The organism is Brevibacillus sp. DP1.3A, assembly GCF_013284245.2.
Classification (GTDB): domain Bacteria; phylum Bacillota; class Bacilli; order Brevibacillales; family Brevibacillaceae; genus Brevibacillus.
In genome coordinates this window covers 6291675-6309530 of record NZ_CP085876.1, presented here as the reverse complement: position 1 = coordinate 6309530, position 17856 = coordinate 6291675, and the positions used below count along the sequence as shown (strand labels likewise).

At 49.1% G+C, this 17856-nt stretch carries 17 protein-coding genes and 1 riboswitch; of the genes, 9 read left to right on the top strand and 8 right to left on the bottom strand.

Annotated elements, in window-relative coordinates; all coding sequences use genetic code 11:
* Nucleotides 1-45: 45 nt before the first annotated feature.
* Entirely contained in the window at nucleotides 46-1212 is a 1167-nt protein-coding gene (locus tag HP399_RS29200) for an MFS transporter (RefSeq protein ID WP_173620964.1), read from the bottom strand.
* A 157-nt stretch (nucleotides 1213-1369) separates the two neighbouring features.
* Between HP399_RS29200 and HP399_RS29195 the strand changes: the two genes are divergently transcribed.
* The gene (locus HP399_RS29195; protein ID WP_069851918.1) at nucleotides 1370-1810 is read left to right on the top strand and encodes an Lrp/AsnC family transcriptional regulator; all 441 of its coding nucleotides are present in this window, start codon (nucleotides 1370-1372) and stop codon (nucleotides 1808-1810) included.
* Between the two features lie 77 nt (nucleotides 1811-1887).
* On the opposite strand, the gene HP399_RS29190 is transcribed toward HP399_RS29195, so the two are convergent.
* The 6 genes from HP399_RS29190 to HP399_RS29165 form a co-directional block, all read right to left on the bottom strand.
* Nucleotides 1888-2919 (bottom strand): cytochrome d ubiquinol oxidase subunit II, encoded by a 1032-nt coding sequence (locus HP399_RS29190; protein ID WP_173620963.1) that lies wholly within the window; start codon nucleotides 2917-2919, stop codon nucleotides 1888-1890.
* On the bottom strand, nucleotides 2916-4250 hold the full coding sequence (locus HP399_RS29185) for a cytochrome ubiquinol oxidase subunit I (protein ID WP_217367912.1): 1335 nt from the start codon (nucleotides 4248-4250) through the stop codon (nucleotides 2916-2918). The genes HP399_RS29190 and HP399_RS29185 overlap by 4 nt, the downstream gene beginning before the upstream one ends.
* A 163-nt stretch (nucleotides 4251-4413) precedes the next feature.
* Entirely contained in the window at nucleotides 4414-5187 is a 774-nt protein-coding gene (locus HP399_RS29180) for a pirin family protein (protein ID WP_173620961.1), read from the bottom strand.
* Nucleotides 5188-5241: 54 nt separating this feature from the next.
* On the bottom strand, nucleotides 5242-5628 hold the full coding sequence (locus tag HP399_RS29175) for a DoxX family protein (RefSeq protein ID WP_173620960.1): 387 nt from the start codon (nucleotides 5626-5628) through the stop codon (nucleotides 5242-5244).
* Between the two features lie 75 nt (nucleotides 5629-5703).
* Nucleotides 5704-6330, bottom strand: a complete 627-nt coding sequence (locus HP399_RS29170) for an FMN-dependent NADH-azoreductase (RefSeq protein WP_173620959.1) — start codon at nucleotides 6328-6330, stop codon at nucleotides 5704-5706.
* A gap of 135 nt (nucleotides 6331-6465) precedes the next feature.
* Nucleotides 6466-6912, bottom strand: a complete 447-nt coding sequence (locus tag HP399_RS29165) for a MarR family winged helix-turn-helix transcriptional regulator (protein ID WP_173620958.1) — start codon at nucleotides 6910-6912, stop codon at nucleotides 6466-6468.
* Nucleotides 6913-7100: 188 nt separating this feature from the next.
* On the opposite strand from HP399_RS29165, the gene HP399_RS29160 reads away from it, so the two are divergent.
* Together HP399_RS29160 and HP399_RS29155 are read left to right on the top strand one after the other, a co-directional pair.
* A complete protein-coding gene (locus HP399_RS29160; protein WP_017247166.1) occupies nucleotides 7101-8201 on the top strand; it encodes a carbohydrate kinase in 1101 nt (366 codons plus the stop codon).
* A 3-nt stretch (nucleotides 8202-8204) separates the two neighbouring features.
* Nucleotides 8205-9131, top strand: a complete 927-nt coding sequence (locus tag HP399_RS29155; protein WP_007728920.1) for a pseudouridine-5'-phosphate glycosidase — start codon at nucleotides 8205-8207, stop codon at nucleotides 9129-9131.
* Between the two features lie 77 nt (nucleotides 9132-9208).
* Here HP399_RS29155 and HP399_RS29150 read toward each other — a convergent pair whose 3' ends face one another.
* The gene (locus HP399_RS29150) at nucleotides 9209-10117 is read right to left on the bottom strand and encodes a VanZ family protein (protein WP_173620957.1); all 909 of its coding nucleotides are present in this window, start codon (nucleotides 10115-10117) and stop codon (nucleotides 9209-9211) included.
* A gap of 306 nt (nucleotides 10118-10423) precedes the next feature.
* Between HP399_RS29150 and HP399_RS29145 the strand changes: the two genes are divergently transcribed.
* From HP399_RS29145 to HP399_RS29120, 6 genes are all read left to right on the top strand, one after another.
* Nucleotides 10424-12844, top strand: coding sequence for a heavy metal translocating P-type ATPase (locus HP399_RS29145; RefSeq protein WP_173620956.1), 2421 nt, complete (start codon nucleotides 10424-10426; stop codon nucleotides 12842-12844).
* 64 nt (nucleotides 12845-12908) lie between these two features.
* On the top strand, nucleotides 12909-13109 hold the full coding sequence (locus HP399_RS29140) for a cation transporter (RefSeq protein ID WP_173620955.1): 201 nt from the start codon (nucleotides 12909-12911) through the stop codon (nucleotides 13107-13109).
* A gap of 756 nt (nucleotides 13110-13865) precedes the next feature.
* Nucleotides 13866-14012: riboswitch (cyclic di-AMP (ydaO/yuaA leader) on the top strand.
* Nucleotides 14013-14405: 393 nt separating this feature from the next.
* Nucleotides 14406-15632 (top strand): quaternary amine ABC transporter ATP-binding protein, encoded by a 1227-nt coding sequence (locus tag HP399_RS29135; protein WP_217367904.1) that lies wholly within the window; start codon nucleotides 14406-14408, stop codon nucleotides 15630-15632.
* Entirely contained in the window at nucleotides 15616-16455 is an 840-nt protein-coding gene (locus tag HP399_RS29130; protein WP_173620954.1) for an ABC transporter permease, read from the top strand. The genes HP399_RS29135 and HP399_RS29130 overlap by 17 nt, the downstream gene beginning before the upstream one ends.
* Nucleotides 16452-17387 (top strand): glycine betaine ABC transporter substrate-binding protein, encoded by a 936-nt coding sequence (locus tag HP399_RS29125; RefSeq protein ID WP_173620953.1) that lies wholly within the window; start codon nucleotides 16452-16454, stop codon nucleotides 17385-17387. The genes HP399_RS29130 and HP399_RS29125 overlap by 4 nt, the downstream gene beginning before the upstream one ends.
* Before the next feature lie 18 nt (nucleotides 17388-17405).
* Complete coding sequence (locus HP399_RS29120) at nucleotides 17406-17816, top strand: hypothetical protein (RefSeq protein ID WP_173620952.1); 411 nt, start codon at nucleotides 17406-17408, stop codon at nucleotides 17814-17816.
* Nucleotides 17817-17856: the final 40 nt, after the last annotated feature.

Here is a 17856-nt window from a genome sequence, read left to right as displayed (position 1 = left end):
GAAGCCTTGGCGGGTTTTTCTCGTTTCTATTGTAATGTTACGTTTTTACGCTTGTAAGCTTTCCTGCCTTTTTTCCTGAGCAAACGAAGCCCAGGCAAAGCCAAAGCCGACGAGAACGAGCAGACCGCCGACCCAGCTGATGTGAACAATACCTACATGGTCTACGATCACTCCACCAAGTCCTGCACCCAGCGCCAGCCCTAGCTGAAAGACCGAGGTGTTCATACTGAGAGCCACCTGCGAAGAGTGAGGGGACAACGTGATCAAATAATACTGCTGGGCTGGAACGGTGGTTTGCACGGCAGCTACCCAGAACATAACGGTGATGATTGCCCACGTGAACAGTTGCGAAGACAGCGGCAGGATGAGCAGGATAGCCGCATGGAGAAGCAAGCTGACATACAGCGTGGGGCGAATCCCCCATTTGTCGGTGGAGACGCCTCCGATCCGCGAGCCGGCCACACTAGCGAGTCCTGCCAAGAAAAGCGTGGTGCTTACCCAAGCAGTCGTCATGGCGGCGGTGCTCTGTAGAAGCGGAGTAATGTAGGTATAGACGGTGGAATACCCTGTGACAAAGAACAACGAGATAAATAGCGCATGGATCACCCGTTTGTTGCGGAGTGCTGCCAACTGTTTGCGTAGCGGGACGGCCTCTTCTCCTTGCTGCTTCGGCAAATAGGCCAAGATGGCGAAGAAGGGAATGAGTGTCAGGATGGCAATGAGCGTGAAAACAGGGCGCCATCCCCAGATGTCTCCCAGCATGGTGCCAAGTGGAACCCCAAGCACAAGCGAGAGGCTGAAGCCCATGAGGATGATCGCGATGGAGCTGCCTTTTTTCTCTGGGGAGGCCATGTTAGCCGCTTGCGCGAGAGCTACCACGGTGTAGATGCCTCCGCAAAGCCCCAGCAGAATGCGGGATAGCATCAATAGGGAGAAGCTTGGGCTTATGGATGCGAGCAGGTTTGCCACTATGAAAGAAAATAGCGTCCAAAGGATGAGTTTTTTGCGCTCTACTCCCGCAGTGAGTGCAATCAAGACCGGAGCTCCAAAGGCAAAAGCCAGGGAAAAGGCGGTCACTAACTGACCAGCGAGGGAGAGGGATACACCGGTGTCATCTGCGATCATGCCGATGATTCCGGTCACGATTGACTCAGCCGTGCCAATCATGAATTCTCCCAAGGCTAGCAATAGGATTAAATATTTTTTGGACAAGGTGGTTCACTCCTTGGGCTAACAAAATTGATGTAGTGACATTTTACGAAACGATTTCTATAATTTACATACATGAACCAAGGTGTTTACGATAAATGGCTTTCTATATACAAGTTATTTGGCAGGAGACACTTATGGATTTGAAAGGGTGATCTGCGTGGACCAAATCGATTACAAAATCATTAGCTTGTTGCACGAAAATTCGCGGATTCCATTCGCCGAGCTGGGGAGAATCATCGGGATGACGCAGCCCGCTGTGAAGGAGCGGGTCCGCCGTCTGGAGGAGCAGGGAATCATTACGGGCTACCACGCGTCGATCTCTCAAGAAAAGCTGGGCAAGCACACGACTGCTTTTGTCATGTTCCGCACCAAGCAATGTGCGGCGTTTATCGATTTCTGCAAGCAATCGCCGGAAGTGACGGACATGTACCGGATCAGTGGGGAGTACAACTACATGCTGAAAGTGGTAACAAGGTCGACGGAGGAATTGGTTGCCTTCTCGGAACGTACCGGGGATTTCGGTTTCTCCTATACGTTGATCGTACTAACGGCGCCGTTTGAGCAAAAAATGATGCTCGAGGAAGAGAAAATCTTCTGATTGTGCTTCTGCCGAACAAAAAAGAGGCTCCGCCGTATCAGGGCGAAGCCTCTTTACTTTTGCGTATCGTGAAAATGCTATTTTTGCCGTACATACTGCTCGTCCTTCATGAACAGACGCCAGAAATAAATAAAACCGGGTACGAGAATCGCAAAGCCGACCAAATAACAAATGAACAGAGCGTGGAACGTATCGGGATGTGTAAAGCTGGACTCAATCGTCACTTGGGGATAGACGATGTAGGGGAGGCGCGCTGCACCGTACGCATAGCTGGCGAGCAGGTATTGCGTCGTGGCGACAATGACCGCAATCCGAGGAAGATGGATGCCGAAGTATCGACGGTCTTGGGGCAGTAGGAGAGCGATATAACTAATGAAAAAGCAGACCGCCGATGCAATAAGCCAAGGCAAATAGTCGAGCATGCGGTCATATAGCCATTTTGCCTCCAGTTGCATCGTGAGCACGGTAACCAATGCCGCAAGCAACGTAATCGGACCCAGAAACACCGCATCCCGGCGGTAGACGGTGAAGGCTTGCTTTTCACCTGCGACGAAGGAGTAGTCTGCGAGAAGCAGCGACGAGAGGAAGAGTGTGCTGCTGACGGCAAGACCAATGAAAGAATAGACGTGCGGGCTGGTCAAAAACAGTCCCCAATCGAGATACTCCACACCATTTATCGTTCGAGACAACCCACCCTGTGTCACAGGAAGCACGCTGATTAACAGAGCTGGCACCAATATCCCGGTAACGCCGGAGACGATGCTGAGCATCTTGTCATACTTGTAAATCAGATGCGAAAACACCATGAACGTACTGCGAATCAGCATCAATAACACCACGAGACATCCGGGAACTAGCAGCAGGCTTCCCAATGTGTAGGTCGCGCCAGGGAAAAAGGTAACGAGCGCGACAACAATTAACACGATAAAGACATTCACGACCTCCCAGGAGGGCGAGAGATAGCGATTGGCGATTTGAGTGGCTTTGGTTTTTTCCCGATTCAAATAGATCATCGACCAAAAACCTGCACCGAAGTCGAAGGAGGCAGCGACGGAATAAATGACGACGAAAATCCAGAGCAGCGTAATGGCAATAATCGTGTCGGTCATACCGTTCCTCCGTCCACTTTTGGCTGTTCTGGCGGATCGAGCTCCAAGGGGTGGCGGCCAAAATAGCTACGGAATACGAGCAGGGTGACGATCGCGAAAAATACGTACACCGAAAGGAAAATCCAAAACAGGGTAGAGATGCCTGCTGCTTGGGTAGCGGCATCTACTGTTTTCATCACACGATAAACTACCCATGGCTGGCGTCCTGTGCAGGCAAAGATCCAGCCGAATTCAATGCCTAACAAGGCGAGCGGTCCACTTGCGACAAATACCCAAAGAACCCAGCGCGGAAACTGAGAGCGTTTCAGGAGCTTCTTCCAAGCGAAGCCGATGAAACCAACGAAGATCAATAAGCTGCCGATGATGACCATCCCGTTAAACAGCGTATGGACGTAGAGTGGAGGCCACAGCTCCTGTGGGAAATCATCCAGACCGACCACGACCTCGTCAAAGCGATTGGCTGCAAGGAAGCTGAGCGCCCATGGAATCTCGATGGCGTATTTGACTTCTTTCGTCTCGGGATCGGTAAAGCCGCCAATCGCGAGTGGGGCGTATGCTTGTGTTTCAAACAGTCCTTCCGCAGCTGCCAGCTTTTCCGGCTGGTATTTATGCAAAAGCTGTGCGGATTCATGACCGTTCAAGGCGGTTAAAAGGGAAAAGGTGCCGCCCACAATCAAGCCGGCCAAGAGTGCTTTTTGATGATACAAATAAACCTGACTGCCTTTTTCGGCGCGCAGCATTTTCCACGCTGCCACTCCAGCGACAATGAATGCCCCCGTCATATAAGCAGAGACAGTTACATGACCTGCCGTCACGATAAAGCTGGGATTGAAAAAAGCTTTCCACGGGTCCACGTCGACGATCTGCCCATCGACCATACGGAAGCCAGTTGGCGTGCCTTCGAAAGCGTGGACATTCGTAATCAGAATCGCGGAGGCCGTCGCACCAAGCAAAACCATGAACAAGCTCAACAAACGCATGTTGCGGGATAGGCGGTGAGCTGCGTAGACGTAAATGGACATAAATAAGGCTTCCACGAAGAAAGCGAATATTTCGATCTGAAAGGGCAGCGAGATCACCCTGCCGACAATCTCCATGAACCCAGGCCATAACAGGGAGAGCTGGACCCCAGCAATCGTTCCAGAGGGGATCGCGACACCTAGTAAGATCGCCTGGGCTTTTGTCCAGCGTTTGGCCATAATCTCGTAATCGCGGTCACGCGTCCGCCAAAAGAGGAGCTCCACCAGCAAGATCATGAGCGGGAGACCAACGCCCAAGGTCGCAAAAATAATGTGAAAGGCCATAGTCGTCCCGAATATGGCTCTGGTCATCACGATATCTTCCACGTTCAACTTCCTTTCTGATCGGAACCAAAAATTGTTAACGATTTCCTCGTTAATGTCCCATGAGGAGGCGGAGTTTATACGAAAAAGACCGTCACAAAAATGTGACGGTCGGGCTTGATGATAGAATAAGGGCCTTTGGAAGAATTGATTATTTACGATAGAGTGGATAATCAACTTCAGTTGGTACTTGAATCAACACCAGGCGGAGCGGAGCATCCGTGGATGCTTGGTAGATGGCTGTGTTGCTTTCCTCGGAGGAGAGAACGACAAAGTCACCTTTGGTTGCCGGGGTGTGGTTCTCGCTGACAGTTGCTTTCTCTGCAACACTTCCGTTCCCTTCTACTATGACGACTGCGTGAGCATAACCAGCCAGGAGTTCTTTTGCATACGATTTTCCAGCGGGAATCGTGATGTCGCTCATCAAGGAATCTGTGACCAACTGAATGGGCGCAGAAGATCCGATGATGTGTTTCACTTGCACACCATCAACATCCTCAGACGGAAACTCCTCATGATCATACTGATGGTAAGTCGGCGGTTGCTTCGTCGTTTGTGCGAGATGCGGTTCAAACCAGATTTGAAACATTTCCGTATCCTTGCCAAGCTCTTCTGCATGGTAAGCACCTGAACCGGTTTGCATGATCTGCGCGCCGCCTGTCGACACCTCTTGAAGATTTCCGAGCGTGTCCCGATGTCCGACTGTCCCTGTGAGGACGTACGACAAAATTTCAAAGCCGGAGTGGGGGTGCAGCGGAATTTCAAATGTCTTCAGTGATTTTGCCCATGCCCAGTAAAAAAGTGGTCCTACCCGTTTGACAACGGAGCCTTCATGAGGGAAGCCAATTGGTTTATTCTCTACGATTTCACCGTCGCCAAAATGTCCTTTTGCTTGCTCGTTCTGTGTGTAGACGCGGATTTCCATCTGATGTACCTCCCTTAGTACAATTGCTGGCTTACGGGTGGTGAGGGGTCACCATTACAACAAAACGTATGCGCCCGGACCGATCAACGCCACACCAATAACAACTGCGATTAACGTCAGGTTGTATTCGAATCCGTTTTGTGTGACCCAATATCCATTTTGACCGTGTACCTTCAGAATGGCAACCAGCATTGTGAATGCAAGCAGAATAGAACTTGCCCAGATACCTACGCCTGCCGCAAACATCAGACCGCCTGCGAGTTCAGCCAATCCAGCGACAAAGGCCATCGCTACGCCAGGTTTCACTCCGATGGACTCCAGCCAGCCACCTGTTCCTTTCAAACCATAACCGCCAAACCAGCCAAACAACTTCTGCGCACCATGACCTGCAAACGTCAAACCGATGACCAAACGAATCAATAACAATCCAGTATCCAACACTTTTCATCTCTCCTTAATTATTATTAATTAGTATATCTTTATTTTGAGATATTTGTCCAAAAAGGCTGGCGGGCCTTAGAAGGATTCCGCCAGTTTTGCTGCTTTTTCTACACCAGCTGCAACGATCTCAGCTGCTTTGTCTTGGAATTGGTTGTGACCTTCTACGATCACTTCCGTTACATTGCTGATGCCCCAGAAGCCGAGCACAGTGCGCATGTATTTGTTAGCCATTTCGATGTCAGCCATAGGGCCTTCGGAATAAACGCCACCACGTGCGCTCAACAGAGCAACTTTTTTGTCGCCCATCAGACCAACTGGACCTTCAGCAGTGTACTTAAATGTTTTGCCTGCTTGGGAGAGGTAGTCTACATACGTGTGCAGAACTGCTGGAACAGCGAAGTTCCACATAGGGAATGCGATAACCACTTTGTCAGCATCTGCAAATTGGTTCAGGTATTTGTTTACCAGGTCAGCACCTTTTTGCTCTTCAGCAGTCAGTTCGATGCCGTTTCCTGCTTTCCACATAGCAGTGAGCAAGTCATTGCCATAGTAAGGGAGGTTTGCTGCAAACAGATCCAATTCAGCGATTTCGTCGTTTGGATGTGTCTCTCTGTATGTTTTTGTGAAAGCTTCGTACAACTTTACACTTGTTGCCTGCTCAACTGGGCGATCATTTGCTTTAATAAAAAGTACTTTACTCATGGAAATTTCATTCCCCTTCCGTTTAGTAAGTGACTAACTTTTAATGTGTAAATCTTGATTTTAAGATTATTACGTTTAAGATCTTTTGTCAACACTTTTTTAAAACGATTGTGGTGGAGAGAGGGGACTGCTCATCTAATAAGAAGCCTGAGCAGTGCGTCCCAACTTTTTTAGCAGTTCAATTGCTTGACGCTGTTCTTCTGGTGTGAGACCTTCCATCGCTTTCTCAATGGAGAGTTGATGAGGAGGGAAGATTTCGGATAAGAATTGATGCCCTTTATCTGTGAGTTCCGCATAAATGACGCGGCGGTCTGCCGAACAGGGCTTGCGAATGAGCAGTTGCTTCTTTTCGAGTTTGTCCACAACGTATGTGATGTTTCCGCTGGAGATCAAGATTTTTTCGCCAATTTGCTGCAATGGTTGAGGACCTTTATGAAATAATACCTCTAGTACCCCGAATTCGGTTGGATTAAGTCCATGTTGGCGAATGTGACGATTGGAGTGAGCGGTAACCCAGTTGTATGACCTCGATAAAACTACAAAAAGATCGAGGGGATCATTTCGCAGTGGTTTGTCAGACATATGGACCCTCCTATACATCGAAATTTCGATATCTTTAATTTAAGATAATCCTACATGATCATAATCAGATTTGTCAAATTGAGATAAAAAATAAAATAAAAAACACGCCTGTACAAACAATTGTCCTTATGATAAACTTTTGTTTGTAAACGAGCTGTGAAAGCGAAACAGAAGAAAGGAGGATGACCGTGGAAAAAGACATGCAGATCCTTCATCATATCCGGCAAAATCCTTTTATCACGCAACAGGAGCTGGCTGATCTGATTGGCATCTCACGTTCAGCGGTAGCTGGCTACATCGCACAGTTGACCAAACGCGGGGAAATCAAAGGTCGGGCTTATGTACTTCGTGATGAAGGAATGATTGCTTGTATCGGTGGAGCCAACCTGGACCGCAAAGCACGCGGAAAGCAACAGGTGCGTCTACAATCATCCAATCCCGTAACGATTATGGAATCGTGTGGAGGGGTGGCACGGAATATCGCGGAGAACCTCGGTCGTCTTGGCTGCAATACGTCACTCATTACCAGCATTGGTGAGGACAAAGAAGGCGAATGGCTCTTGCAGGAGACGAAAAAGCACGGGGTGCACATCAGCCAAGTGTGGCGACTGCCTACACAGCGGACGGGAACGTATACCGCGCTTCTCGATATTGATGGCGAGATGGTTGTTTCCTTGGCGAACATGGATATTTACGATGCTCTCACACCGGAGATGTTCGCGGAAAAATGGTCGCACATTGCAGCAGCCCACGTGGTTTTCATCGATACAAACATTCCGGCGGACTGCTTGGCCTACATCATCGAACGATGCCGGGAGGAAAACATCCTGCTCTTCGTTGACCCGGTCTCTTCCATTAAAGCAAAGAAGCTCCCACAGCAATTGGACGGAGTAGAAGCGATTTTGCCGAATCGCGAAGAAGCCGAGCTGATGGCTGGCATGAAGATCACGACGATCGAAGAATGCGCCGAGGCTTGCCGCAAGATCAGGGAACGAGGCGTCAAGCACGTCATCGTGACCTTGGGCGAAGAAGGCATTTACTATCAATCCGAGGACGTTGAGGAGCATATGTCTCCATATCCAACGGAAGTGGTAGATGTAACAGGTGCGGGAGATGCGTTCGCGTCGGGACTCTTGTATGGCATTGTAAACGGAGAGTCTTTCCAGAGAGCGTGCCGCCTTGGATTGGCAGCATCGGCTCTGACATTGCAAACAGAGCAGTCCGTATCTCCTCTATTAAAAGCAGAACAATTGGAACTGGCCGTAGAACAATTCGAAAAGGAGCGATAAGAGATGAAACAATATTTGACCTTTACTGAGGAAGTACGCCACGCACTGGAGAACAACCTGCCGGTAGTTGCTCTGGAGACGACGATTATTTCGCACGGTATGCCATATCCGCAAAACATTGAAATGGCAAAAGAAGTAGAGCAAATCATTCGCGACAACGGTGCTGTACCAGCTACGATCGGGATCATGGACGGCAAAATCAAAATCGGTTTGACTGACAGCGAGCTGGAAGAGTTTGCGACGAACAAAAATGTAGCAAAAGTAAGCCGTCGCGACTTCGCGTACATTTTGGCTAGCGGTAAAATCGGTGCGACTACAGTAGCAGCTACCATGATCGCAGCTGAGATGGCTGGCATCCACATGTTTGCAACTGGCGGTATCGGCGGGGTACACCGTGAAGGCGAAATCACTTGGGACGTATCTGCTGACCTGACTGAGCTGGCGCAAACAGATGTAGCTGTAGTATGCGCAGGCGCGAAATCGATCCTCGATATCGGCCGCACACTCGAATATTTGGAAACACAAGGTGTACCAGTTGTGGGCTACCGCACAGATGAATTCCCATCCTTCTTCGCTCGCGAAAGCGGATTTGGCGTAGACATGCGCATCGATACTCCGGAAGAAGTCGGTAAGATGATGAACACCAAATGGGATCTGGGACTCAAAGGCGGTATGATTATCGCGAACCCAGTACCAGAATCTGATGCACTGAACCACCAGGAAATCGAGGCTGTGATCCAGAAAGCACTCGCAGAAGCAAAAGAAAACAACATTGCAGGTAAACAGGTAACGCCATTCATGCTCGATAAAGTGAAAAAGCTGACAGAAGGCAAGAGCTTGGCAACGAACATCGCGCTGGTGAAACACAATGCTGAAGTAGCTGCGAAAATCGCGGCAGCTTATCAGAAAGAAGCGAATCAAGGTAAATAAGAGAGATTGAACAACAAAACAGTCAAAGAAAAACGAGCCTCTAGAATCGCTTCTAGGGCTCGTTTCGTTTATTTTACTCACTCCCACCAATGTTGCATTCCACGGATTCCAACGTCCCACAGCTTAGCGTTTCCAGAAACGATAATAGTAATTTCGTTTACCTCGTTAAAAGGCAACTCCCGCAAAGCCTCTGCCCCTTGATAAGATTGTTCGTTTAACTGAGATATTTCTTGTCCATCTACGATGATTTTGGCTTCACCCTTAACGTCTCCATTGTCGGGAATACCGAAATAGAAATAAAGCCAGACATTTTCTATGTTCCCAAGAATATAGTTGTATGTTTTGGTTGCTTCACCTTCACTGCTATACACGTTCATTTTCGGCTCTATTCGCTCACCTGCTACGGTGAAGCTTGGGAGGTTCTCAGTCATAGGTGTAGTTCCTGTCACTTCTTTCATAACAGTTAATGACTGAATAGGGCCTTCTCTTTTTTTGATGATTTCAGAAACCACCATGACTCCAATTATAAGGACAACAATAGATAGAGCCGAAGTCATGAGCTTTTTATAAGAAATGTTTGAAGAAAATCCAACTCGATAGGCAACATAACCAATCGCTGCCCCTATTGTATTGGATATCACATCATTGATATCAAAGCTACCAAGATATGTTAGGGCCTGAACAGTTTCTAGAACGAGAATCGCTAAGACAAACAAGGATATGAACTTCCCAAATCTTACACGATACAACAGGGGAAATAGTATTCCAAAAGGGATAAAAGCAGCAACGTTTCCGAAATCAACAATCCATGAATAATTTAGTTCTGGAAATTTAAGTGGCACTCCTTCTGGAGCAAGGATAAAGGTGTATCCATCTACACTAGTTGCACCGTCGAGCCTGTTAAACGCAAAGAACATAAAAAATAAAATTAAAATCGTATAGCATATGGTACCAGCTAAAATGACTTTCCGTGATTTCGTTTCCATAATTTCAATCTCCTTAAAGCTATTTGTATCTGAATGATTTTACTCTGAATGAATACGTAAGTAATTAGCTGTTAGTCACATCCTTCATTTAACACAAAAAAGTGGTTAGAAATTACGAAAAAGAACAGTAAACAAACTGATGCCGGTTCAGTACAGACGCCAGCTTACAGCCCATTTAGAAAAAAATTGAAAAAAGTGCTTGATATACCCTGAGGGGGTATTGTATAGTAAAGATGTGATCAGGAAACAACGTTAGGGAAACGATACGATAAAATATACCCCTTGAGGGTATTTGGAGGGATTATAATGAGCGCCAAAACAGCAGAGGCAACAGTCGCAATCTCAGGGATGACTTGCGCAGCTTGTGCACTGCGCATCGAGAAGGGCTTGGGAAAAATGGAGGGAGTGGAGACCGCCAATGTCAATCTGGCTTTGGAAAAATCCACAGTCGTGTTCGATCCAACGAGAACGAATATCGACGACATCCGCTCCAAAATTGAATCGCTCGGCTATGGCGTCGTCACTGACAAGGTGGAGCTAAACATCTCGGGAATGACATGTGCGGCTTGCTCCACACGGATCGAAAAAGGCTTGAACAAAACAGCTGGGGTTCTGAAAGCAAACGTGAACCTGGCGATGGAAACAGCCACAGTCGAGTACGATTCATCACAGGTAAGTGTGACGGACATCATTCAAAAGGTAGAGAAGCTAGGGTATCAGGCGACGCGCAAGGAAGATGGAAAAGAAGAAGAAAAAGTAGATCGTCGCCAGGAAGAAATCAATCGGCAGACCCGCAAGTTCTGGATTTCCGCGATTCTGTCGCTCCCGCTGCTCTGGTCGATGGTGAGCCATTTTTCCTTCACCTCGTTTATCTGGCTGCCTGAAATCTTGATGAATCCGTGGGTACAGCTCGCATTGGCAACACCGGTACAATTCATCATCGGAGCACAGTTTTACGTGGGAGCTTTCAAAGCCCTTCGCAACAAGAGTGCTAACATGGATGTGCTGGTTGCTCTCGGTACCTCAGCTGCTTATTTCTACAGCCTGTGGGTCGCGATCGATTCCATCGGTGCTCATGGCGGCCACATGCTGGAGCTGTACTTTGAGACCAGTGCGGTACTGATCACGTTGATCGTCTTGGGTAAACTGTTTGAGATGAAAGCAAAGGGACGCTCTTCGGAAGCGATCCGCAAGCTGATGGGCTTGCAAGCAAAAACAGCAGTAGTCGTACGGGATGGCGTCGAAATGACCATTCCTGTAGAAGAAGTGAGACTGGGCGACGTCGTTCACGTGAAACCGGGCGACAAAGTACCTGTCGATGGCATCGTCATGGAAGGACAGTCCGCAGTTGATGAATCGATGCTGACTGGTGAAAGTATTCCGGTGGATAAAGCCGCAGGCGATACCGTTATCGGCGCCACCTTGAACAAAAACGGCTTCTTGAAGGTTCAAGCAACCAAAGTCGGAAAAGAAACGGCTCTGGCGCAAATCATTAAAGTAGTGGAAGAAGCACAAGGAACAAAAGCACCGATTCAGCGCGTAGCTGACAGCATCTCCGGGATTTTTGTCCCAATCGTAGTAGGGATTGCTATTCTTACCTTCTTGATCTGGTACTTCTTCGTTATACCTGGCAACTTCGGTGAGGCTCTGGAAAAAGCAATTGCTGTACTCGTAATCGCTTGCCCGTGCGCCCTCGGTTTGGCTACACCGACCTCGATCATGGCTGGCTCTGGACGCGCAGCTGAGTTGGGCATCCTGTTCAAAGGCGGGGAGCATCTGGAGACGGCTCACCACCTGGATACGATCGTCCTCGATAAAACAGGGACCGTAACCAAAGGCGAGCCAGAACTGACAGACGTCATCGCCATTGATATCGAAGAACAAGAGCTGCTCTCTTTGGTCGGTGCCGCTGAGAAAAATTCCGAGCACCCATTGGCTCAAGCCATCGTTCGCGGTATTGCGGATAAAGGAATCACCCTGTCCGATACAGGTTCTTTTGAAGCCATTCCTGGTTTCGGTATCCAGGCAACCGTCTCTGGCAAAGAAGTACTCGTCGGTACTCGTCGCTTGCTGGAAAAACATCAAATTTCGTACCAAGCAGTGTCTGATACCATGCTGGCACTGGAGCGCTCCGGTAAAACGGCGATGCTCGCAGTCGTCGAAGGCAAGCTCGCTGGCTTGATTGCCGTAGCGGATACGATCAAACCAACCTCCAAGCAAGCTGTTCAGCGCATGAAAGCAATGGGATTGACTGTAATCATGATGACCGGTGACAACCGTCAAACTGCCGAGGCCATTGCCCGTGAAGCAGGAATCGATCACGTCATCGCAGAAGTCCTGCCTGAAGGCAAAGCCGCAGAAGTGAAAAAACTGCAAGAACAAGGCAAAAAAGTAGCGATGGTTGGCGATGGTATCAACGATGCTCCTGCACTTGCTACCGCTGACGTCGGTATGGCAATCGGTACAGGTACAGATGTGGCTATGGAAGCAGCCGATATTACCTTGATGCGCGGCGAACTGACTAGTGTCGCTGACGCCATCGAGATGAGCAAACGCACCATTCGCAACATCAAGCAAAACCTGTTCTGGGCATTGGCCTACAACACTTTGGGCATCCCGATTGCCGCAATCGGCTTCCTCGCTCCATGGCTCGCTGGTGCCGCAATGGCCTTCAGCTCCGTATCCGTTGTACTCAACGCACTGAGACTGCAACGAGTAAAGCTGTAACAACAGTAACAAGCGGCTTTGTCCGCCTTACCTATACAACATAAAATGTAAGGAGAGATTGATCATGACAAATATCACATTGAACGTAGAAGGTATGTCTTGCAACAAATGCGTAGCGCGCATCGAGAACACATTGAAAGATCTGGGGGCAGAAGGAAAAGTACACTTGGCAGATAAAAAGGTTGATGTTTCCTACAACGAGAGCACATTGACACTCGAAGCAGTAAAAGAAGCAATCGAAGACCAAGGCTACGACGTCGTTTAATCATCGTGTCTTTGAAAAGCAAAGCTCCTGCCTGATTCATTGAGGCGGGAGCTTTTTTGTGTTGAGGTAAAAGTGGCTGTAGTGGAGGGGAAGAAGCCCATTTCCAGTCTACGCTTCGGCCTACGCCCCGCAAGGGGTTAGACTGTCCGCTACGAAATGAATGTCGGGAGCGCTTCAAAAGTAGAGTTTCGAAGATGTATTCGCAGAGGTTGAAGCTGAAAACCCCCGCCATTCATTTCTCCGCTAGGTAGGGCTCCAGAGGCGCTAGGACTGGAAATGGTCTTCTTCCCGAGCGGCTATTCTTTACATCTTGAAAGCATCGTTCAAGGGATTTGCTTCTTTAAAAAGCATGTAGAAACCCAACAGCTCGTAGAGGAAACAGGAGAAATAAGCGAAGATCTTTGGACACACCTACCGAGGCGCAGTGAAAAAAAGAGAAACTGCCTTTAGCGTCCACCTCTGAGACACATCTTGAGTGGACCACTTTGGACGCGGTTTCGCTTTTTTTCACGGAGCCGGGCACAACATGCTTCCCAGCAGGTGTTCCAAGAAGCTGAGCGTTTTCTCCTGTTTCCTCCCCACCCCACAAGCGAGAGAGAATTACGCACGATTCCTTTAATCGAATGAGCAACCGAGAGCTAATCTAATCCGATTCGTAAAGAAAGACAAAGTCCGGTTAAAACCGTGCTAAACGAACGTTCACAATAACTGGAAGCGAGCGTATAATTCAAATCACAATCACGATTCAATAGGAAACAACACATACGGCCTAGTTCCGAGATTCTCGGAAGCGGGGGAACCAATCTTTTGGGGTTAATCCTGAGTGATCAGGAGGGATGAGGAAATGTCTTCTCTGCCATCCTACCCGTCAGCTAACCTCGTCGGCCAAAGCAGGGAAGGTCATGGATGGATAAAGTCTAGGCATTTTATGCGCAACAAGGGGATTCCTTGCGGGCGTGTGATAGGCCGATGCAGGCTTTTTCTTTGGGACCTTTGTTCTGGAGAAAAAGGATGGATCGGCCTATTTTTTATGGCAATACCGATAAGCAGCTTACGCGATACAGTCGTGAAAGAAATGATGTGGATCGCTGGGAGGCAGTTGGTACGACATAAACCGCTGACAATCGAAATCAGGAAGACAGAGTACAGGGCGTCCTGAAAATGGACGCCAGGTATTACGTAAGCCTGCGGATTTTCAACACGAGTAAAAATCAAGCGTGCCTGCTTGGTTTTGCTGGAGTGTGGAAACTTCGCGGGCTTTTTACATTTACGAAAAAACGAAGGATGAGGGATACCATGCCCAAAATGAAAGTCCATCAACTGACAAAAGTGTTCGGCAAGCAGCCCGAGCTGGCCTTGAAGCTGCTGGCGGAAGGACGTACAAAAGAACAAATTTACAAGCAAACGGGCCAGTCTATCGGGGTAAATCAGGTCAGTTTTGAAGTCGAGGAAGGTGAAATCTTCGTGATCATGGGCCTGTCCGGCAGTGGCAAATCAACCTTAATCCGACTGTGTAATCGACTGATTGACCCAACGAGCGGAAGCATCGAGATCGATGGGGAAGAGATCGTGGACATGAAGGCAACGGCTTTACGTGAGGTGCGGAGGAAGAAGCTCGGGATGGTTTTCCAAAATTTCGCCCTGTTTCCTCAGCGGACGGTACGAGAAAACGTCGAGTTTGGATTGGAGATTCAACAAGTACTACCAGGGCTCCGGCAAGAAAAAGCACGGGAAGCACTCGCGCTTGTTGGATTAACCGAGTGGGAAAATGCGTACCCGGATCAATTGAGCGGAGGGATGCGCCAGCGGGTCGGATTGGCGCGGGCGTTGGCTAATAATCCAGATATTCTCTTGATGGACGAAGCGTTCAGTGCACTGGACCCGCTCATTCGAAAAGATATGCAGGATGAGCTGCTGGAGCTTCAGATGACGATGAAAAAGACGATCCTGTTCATTACACATGACTTGCACGAGGCGTTGCGGCTGGGCGATCGGATTGCCTTTATGAAAGACGGACAGATCATTCAGATCGGCCGCCCGGAAGAAATCATGGCAGACCCAGCGGATGAATTCGTGCGGAAATTCGTGGAGGATGCCGACCTGTCCAGGGTCCTCGTTGCTGAAAATGTGATGAAACGGGCAGAAGCAATCACGCCTGACAAAGGGGCGCGAGTGGCGCTGCAACTCATGATGGATAACGGCGTGTCCAGCTTGTACGTCGTGGACAAAAAGCGCACACTGCTCGGCTTGATTACGGCGTATGACGTATCACTTGCGATCGGTTCGGGAGATTCGCTGGAGACGATCATGAAAACCGACCTCCCTACCGTTTTACCTGACGCACGTCTGCACAGTTTGTTTCCGATGATGGCAGATCTGCACGTCCCGATTGCTGTAGTGGGCGAGCAGCAGCGTTTGTTGGGTGTCATCGTAAAAGGAGCGGTGTTAGGCGGGCTGGTAGGCAAAGTCAATGTCCAAGAGCACCAGAGAGCAGAGGTGATGAGTGATGGACGTCGTGCCTAAGCTACCGATTGGCGAGTGGATGGAAGGGTTCGTGGAGGTGCTGGGCCAGTACAAAGGGGTATTGTTTGATCCAGTGTCTATCGTCATTTCCACGATGGTGACTTACTGTTCCACGGTTTTGGCAGAGATACCTTCACTGATTCTCATCTTGCTGCTAGGGGCTGCTGCGTGGATTTTTGCAGGGAGAGCGTCCATGGTCTTTACGGTTATCGGACTTTCTCTCATCCACAACTTGGGGTACTGGGATGAAACGATGGAGACATTGGGACTCGTCCTCACTTCCACCATGATTTCGATCGCCATCGGGGTTCCAGTGGGCATTCTTTGCGCGAGACACGATACGTTTCGCAATCTGGTCACGCCAGTACTGGATTTGATGCAGACGATGCCAGCGTTCGTTTATTTGATTCCCGCGATCTTTTTCTTCGGCTTGGGCGAGGTGCCGGGAGTCATTGCCTCCGTTATTTTTGCTTTGCCGCCAATCGTGCGTCTCACGAACTTAGGCATACGCCAGGTCCCAGCGGAAATGGAGGAAGCGGCGGACGCCTTTGGCGCAACTGGGTGGCAAAAGCTCGTGAAAGTACAACTGCCGTATGCGAAATCGACGATCTTGGCGGGAGTCAATCAGTGCATCATGCTCGCCCTGTCGATGGTGGTCATAGCGGCTATGATCGGGGCGAAAGGCTTGGGTGCAGACGTATATCGTGCCGTTTCCCAAGTGGATATAGGAAGAGGATTCGAGGCGGGGCTATCCATCGTGATCATCGCTATCGTCTTGGATCGGCTTACTCAACATGCAGGAAAAAAGGAGAGAAATACATGATGAACAAAACGGTTCCAGCTTTACTGGCAGTGATGATGGGAGCGACAGCTTGGCTTGCAGGCTGCTCCAGCCAAAACACAAACACACAAATACCGACAGCAACGGTGATCGGTCCTATTCCTTCTGAGACGTCGGACAACGCGCTAGGAGAAAAGCTCGACTACAAAATCATCGGAATCGACGCAGGAGCTGGCTCGATGGTGAAGACAGAGGAAGTCATGAACCTGTATGGCTTGGATAAGTGGCAGCTTGTCGAAGGCTCAGATGCAGCGATGACAGCAGCTTTGATCAAGGCGTACGAAGCGAAGGAACCGATTATCATTACGGGCTGGACACCGCATTGGATGTTTAAAAAGATGGATTTGAAATATTTGGCGGATCCGAAGAACGGCTTTGGCGGAGCGGAACAAATCCATACCATCGTGCGCAAAGGGCTGAAGGAGGATCAGCCTGCTGCCTATCAATTTCTGGATAAGTTCTGGTGGGAGCCAGCCGATATGGAGTCGGTCATGGTTCAAATGATTGACGGAAAAGATCCAGAAGTGGCCGCTGCGGAATGGGTAAAAAACAACGAAGCCAAAGTAGCGAAATGGGTGGAGGGCATTAAGCCTGTTCAAAAAGAGAAACTAACTCTCGCTTATGTAGCATGGGATTCCGAGATTGCCAGCACGCATGTCGTAGAGCATGTGCTGGAGAAGAAGCTGGGGTATGAAGTCGAATTGAGTCAGGTGCAGACTGGACCGATGTGGGCAGGAGTGGCCATTGGGGATGTAGATGGGATGGTTGCGGCTTGGCTGCCGTCTACAGATAAGAGCTATGTGAAAAAATTTGGTGGGCAAATCGAGGATTTGGGTCCGAATCTCGAAGGAACCAAAATCGGACTCGTGGTTCCTTCGTACATGAACATCTCGTCCATTGAGGATCTCCAATAAGGAAGGGGAGGCGCTGCTATGAAGCATTATCTCGTAATTGGCAAGGGAGAAGCATTCACTTCTTTTGTTCAGACACTATGCTGCGACAGTTTGCCAGCTTTTTGGGGGAGGAATCCCGGTGCCTTTTCATTGACTGCGGGGCCTGGAGACAAGACGATTCAGCGTTTTTTGCCCATCTCATTTGACGAGTGCTACCGCGATCAGGAATCCTTTCTGCTCTACCATTCCGTCTACATCTTTCCCGATGAGTGGACGGAGGGACGTGACTTGCTGACACTGTTCAAGCAGTTGGGCACCTGCCGGATTTTTGTGATGACGCAGGAGCATCGGAACGCGATGTTATACAAGGCGCTCGGAGCGAATCACGTCATTGTGAGCCAGCCCGGGTATAAAGGCTACGGCTGGTTGGCTGAACAGATGAGTGGGTAAGAGAGGAATAGAAAAGGCTCCGCCTGTAAATGAAGGCGGA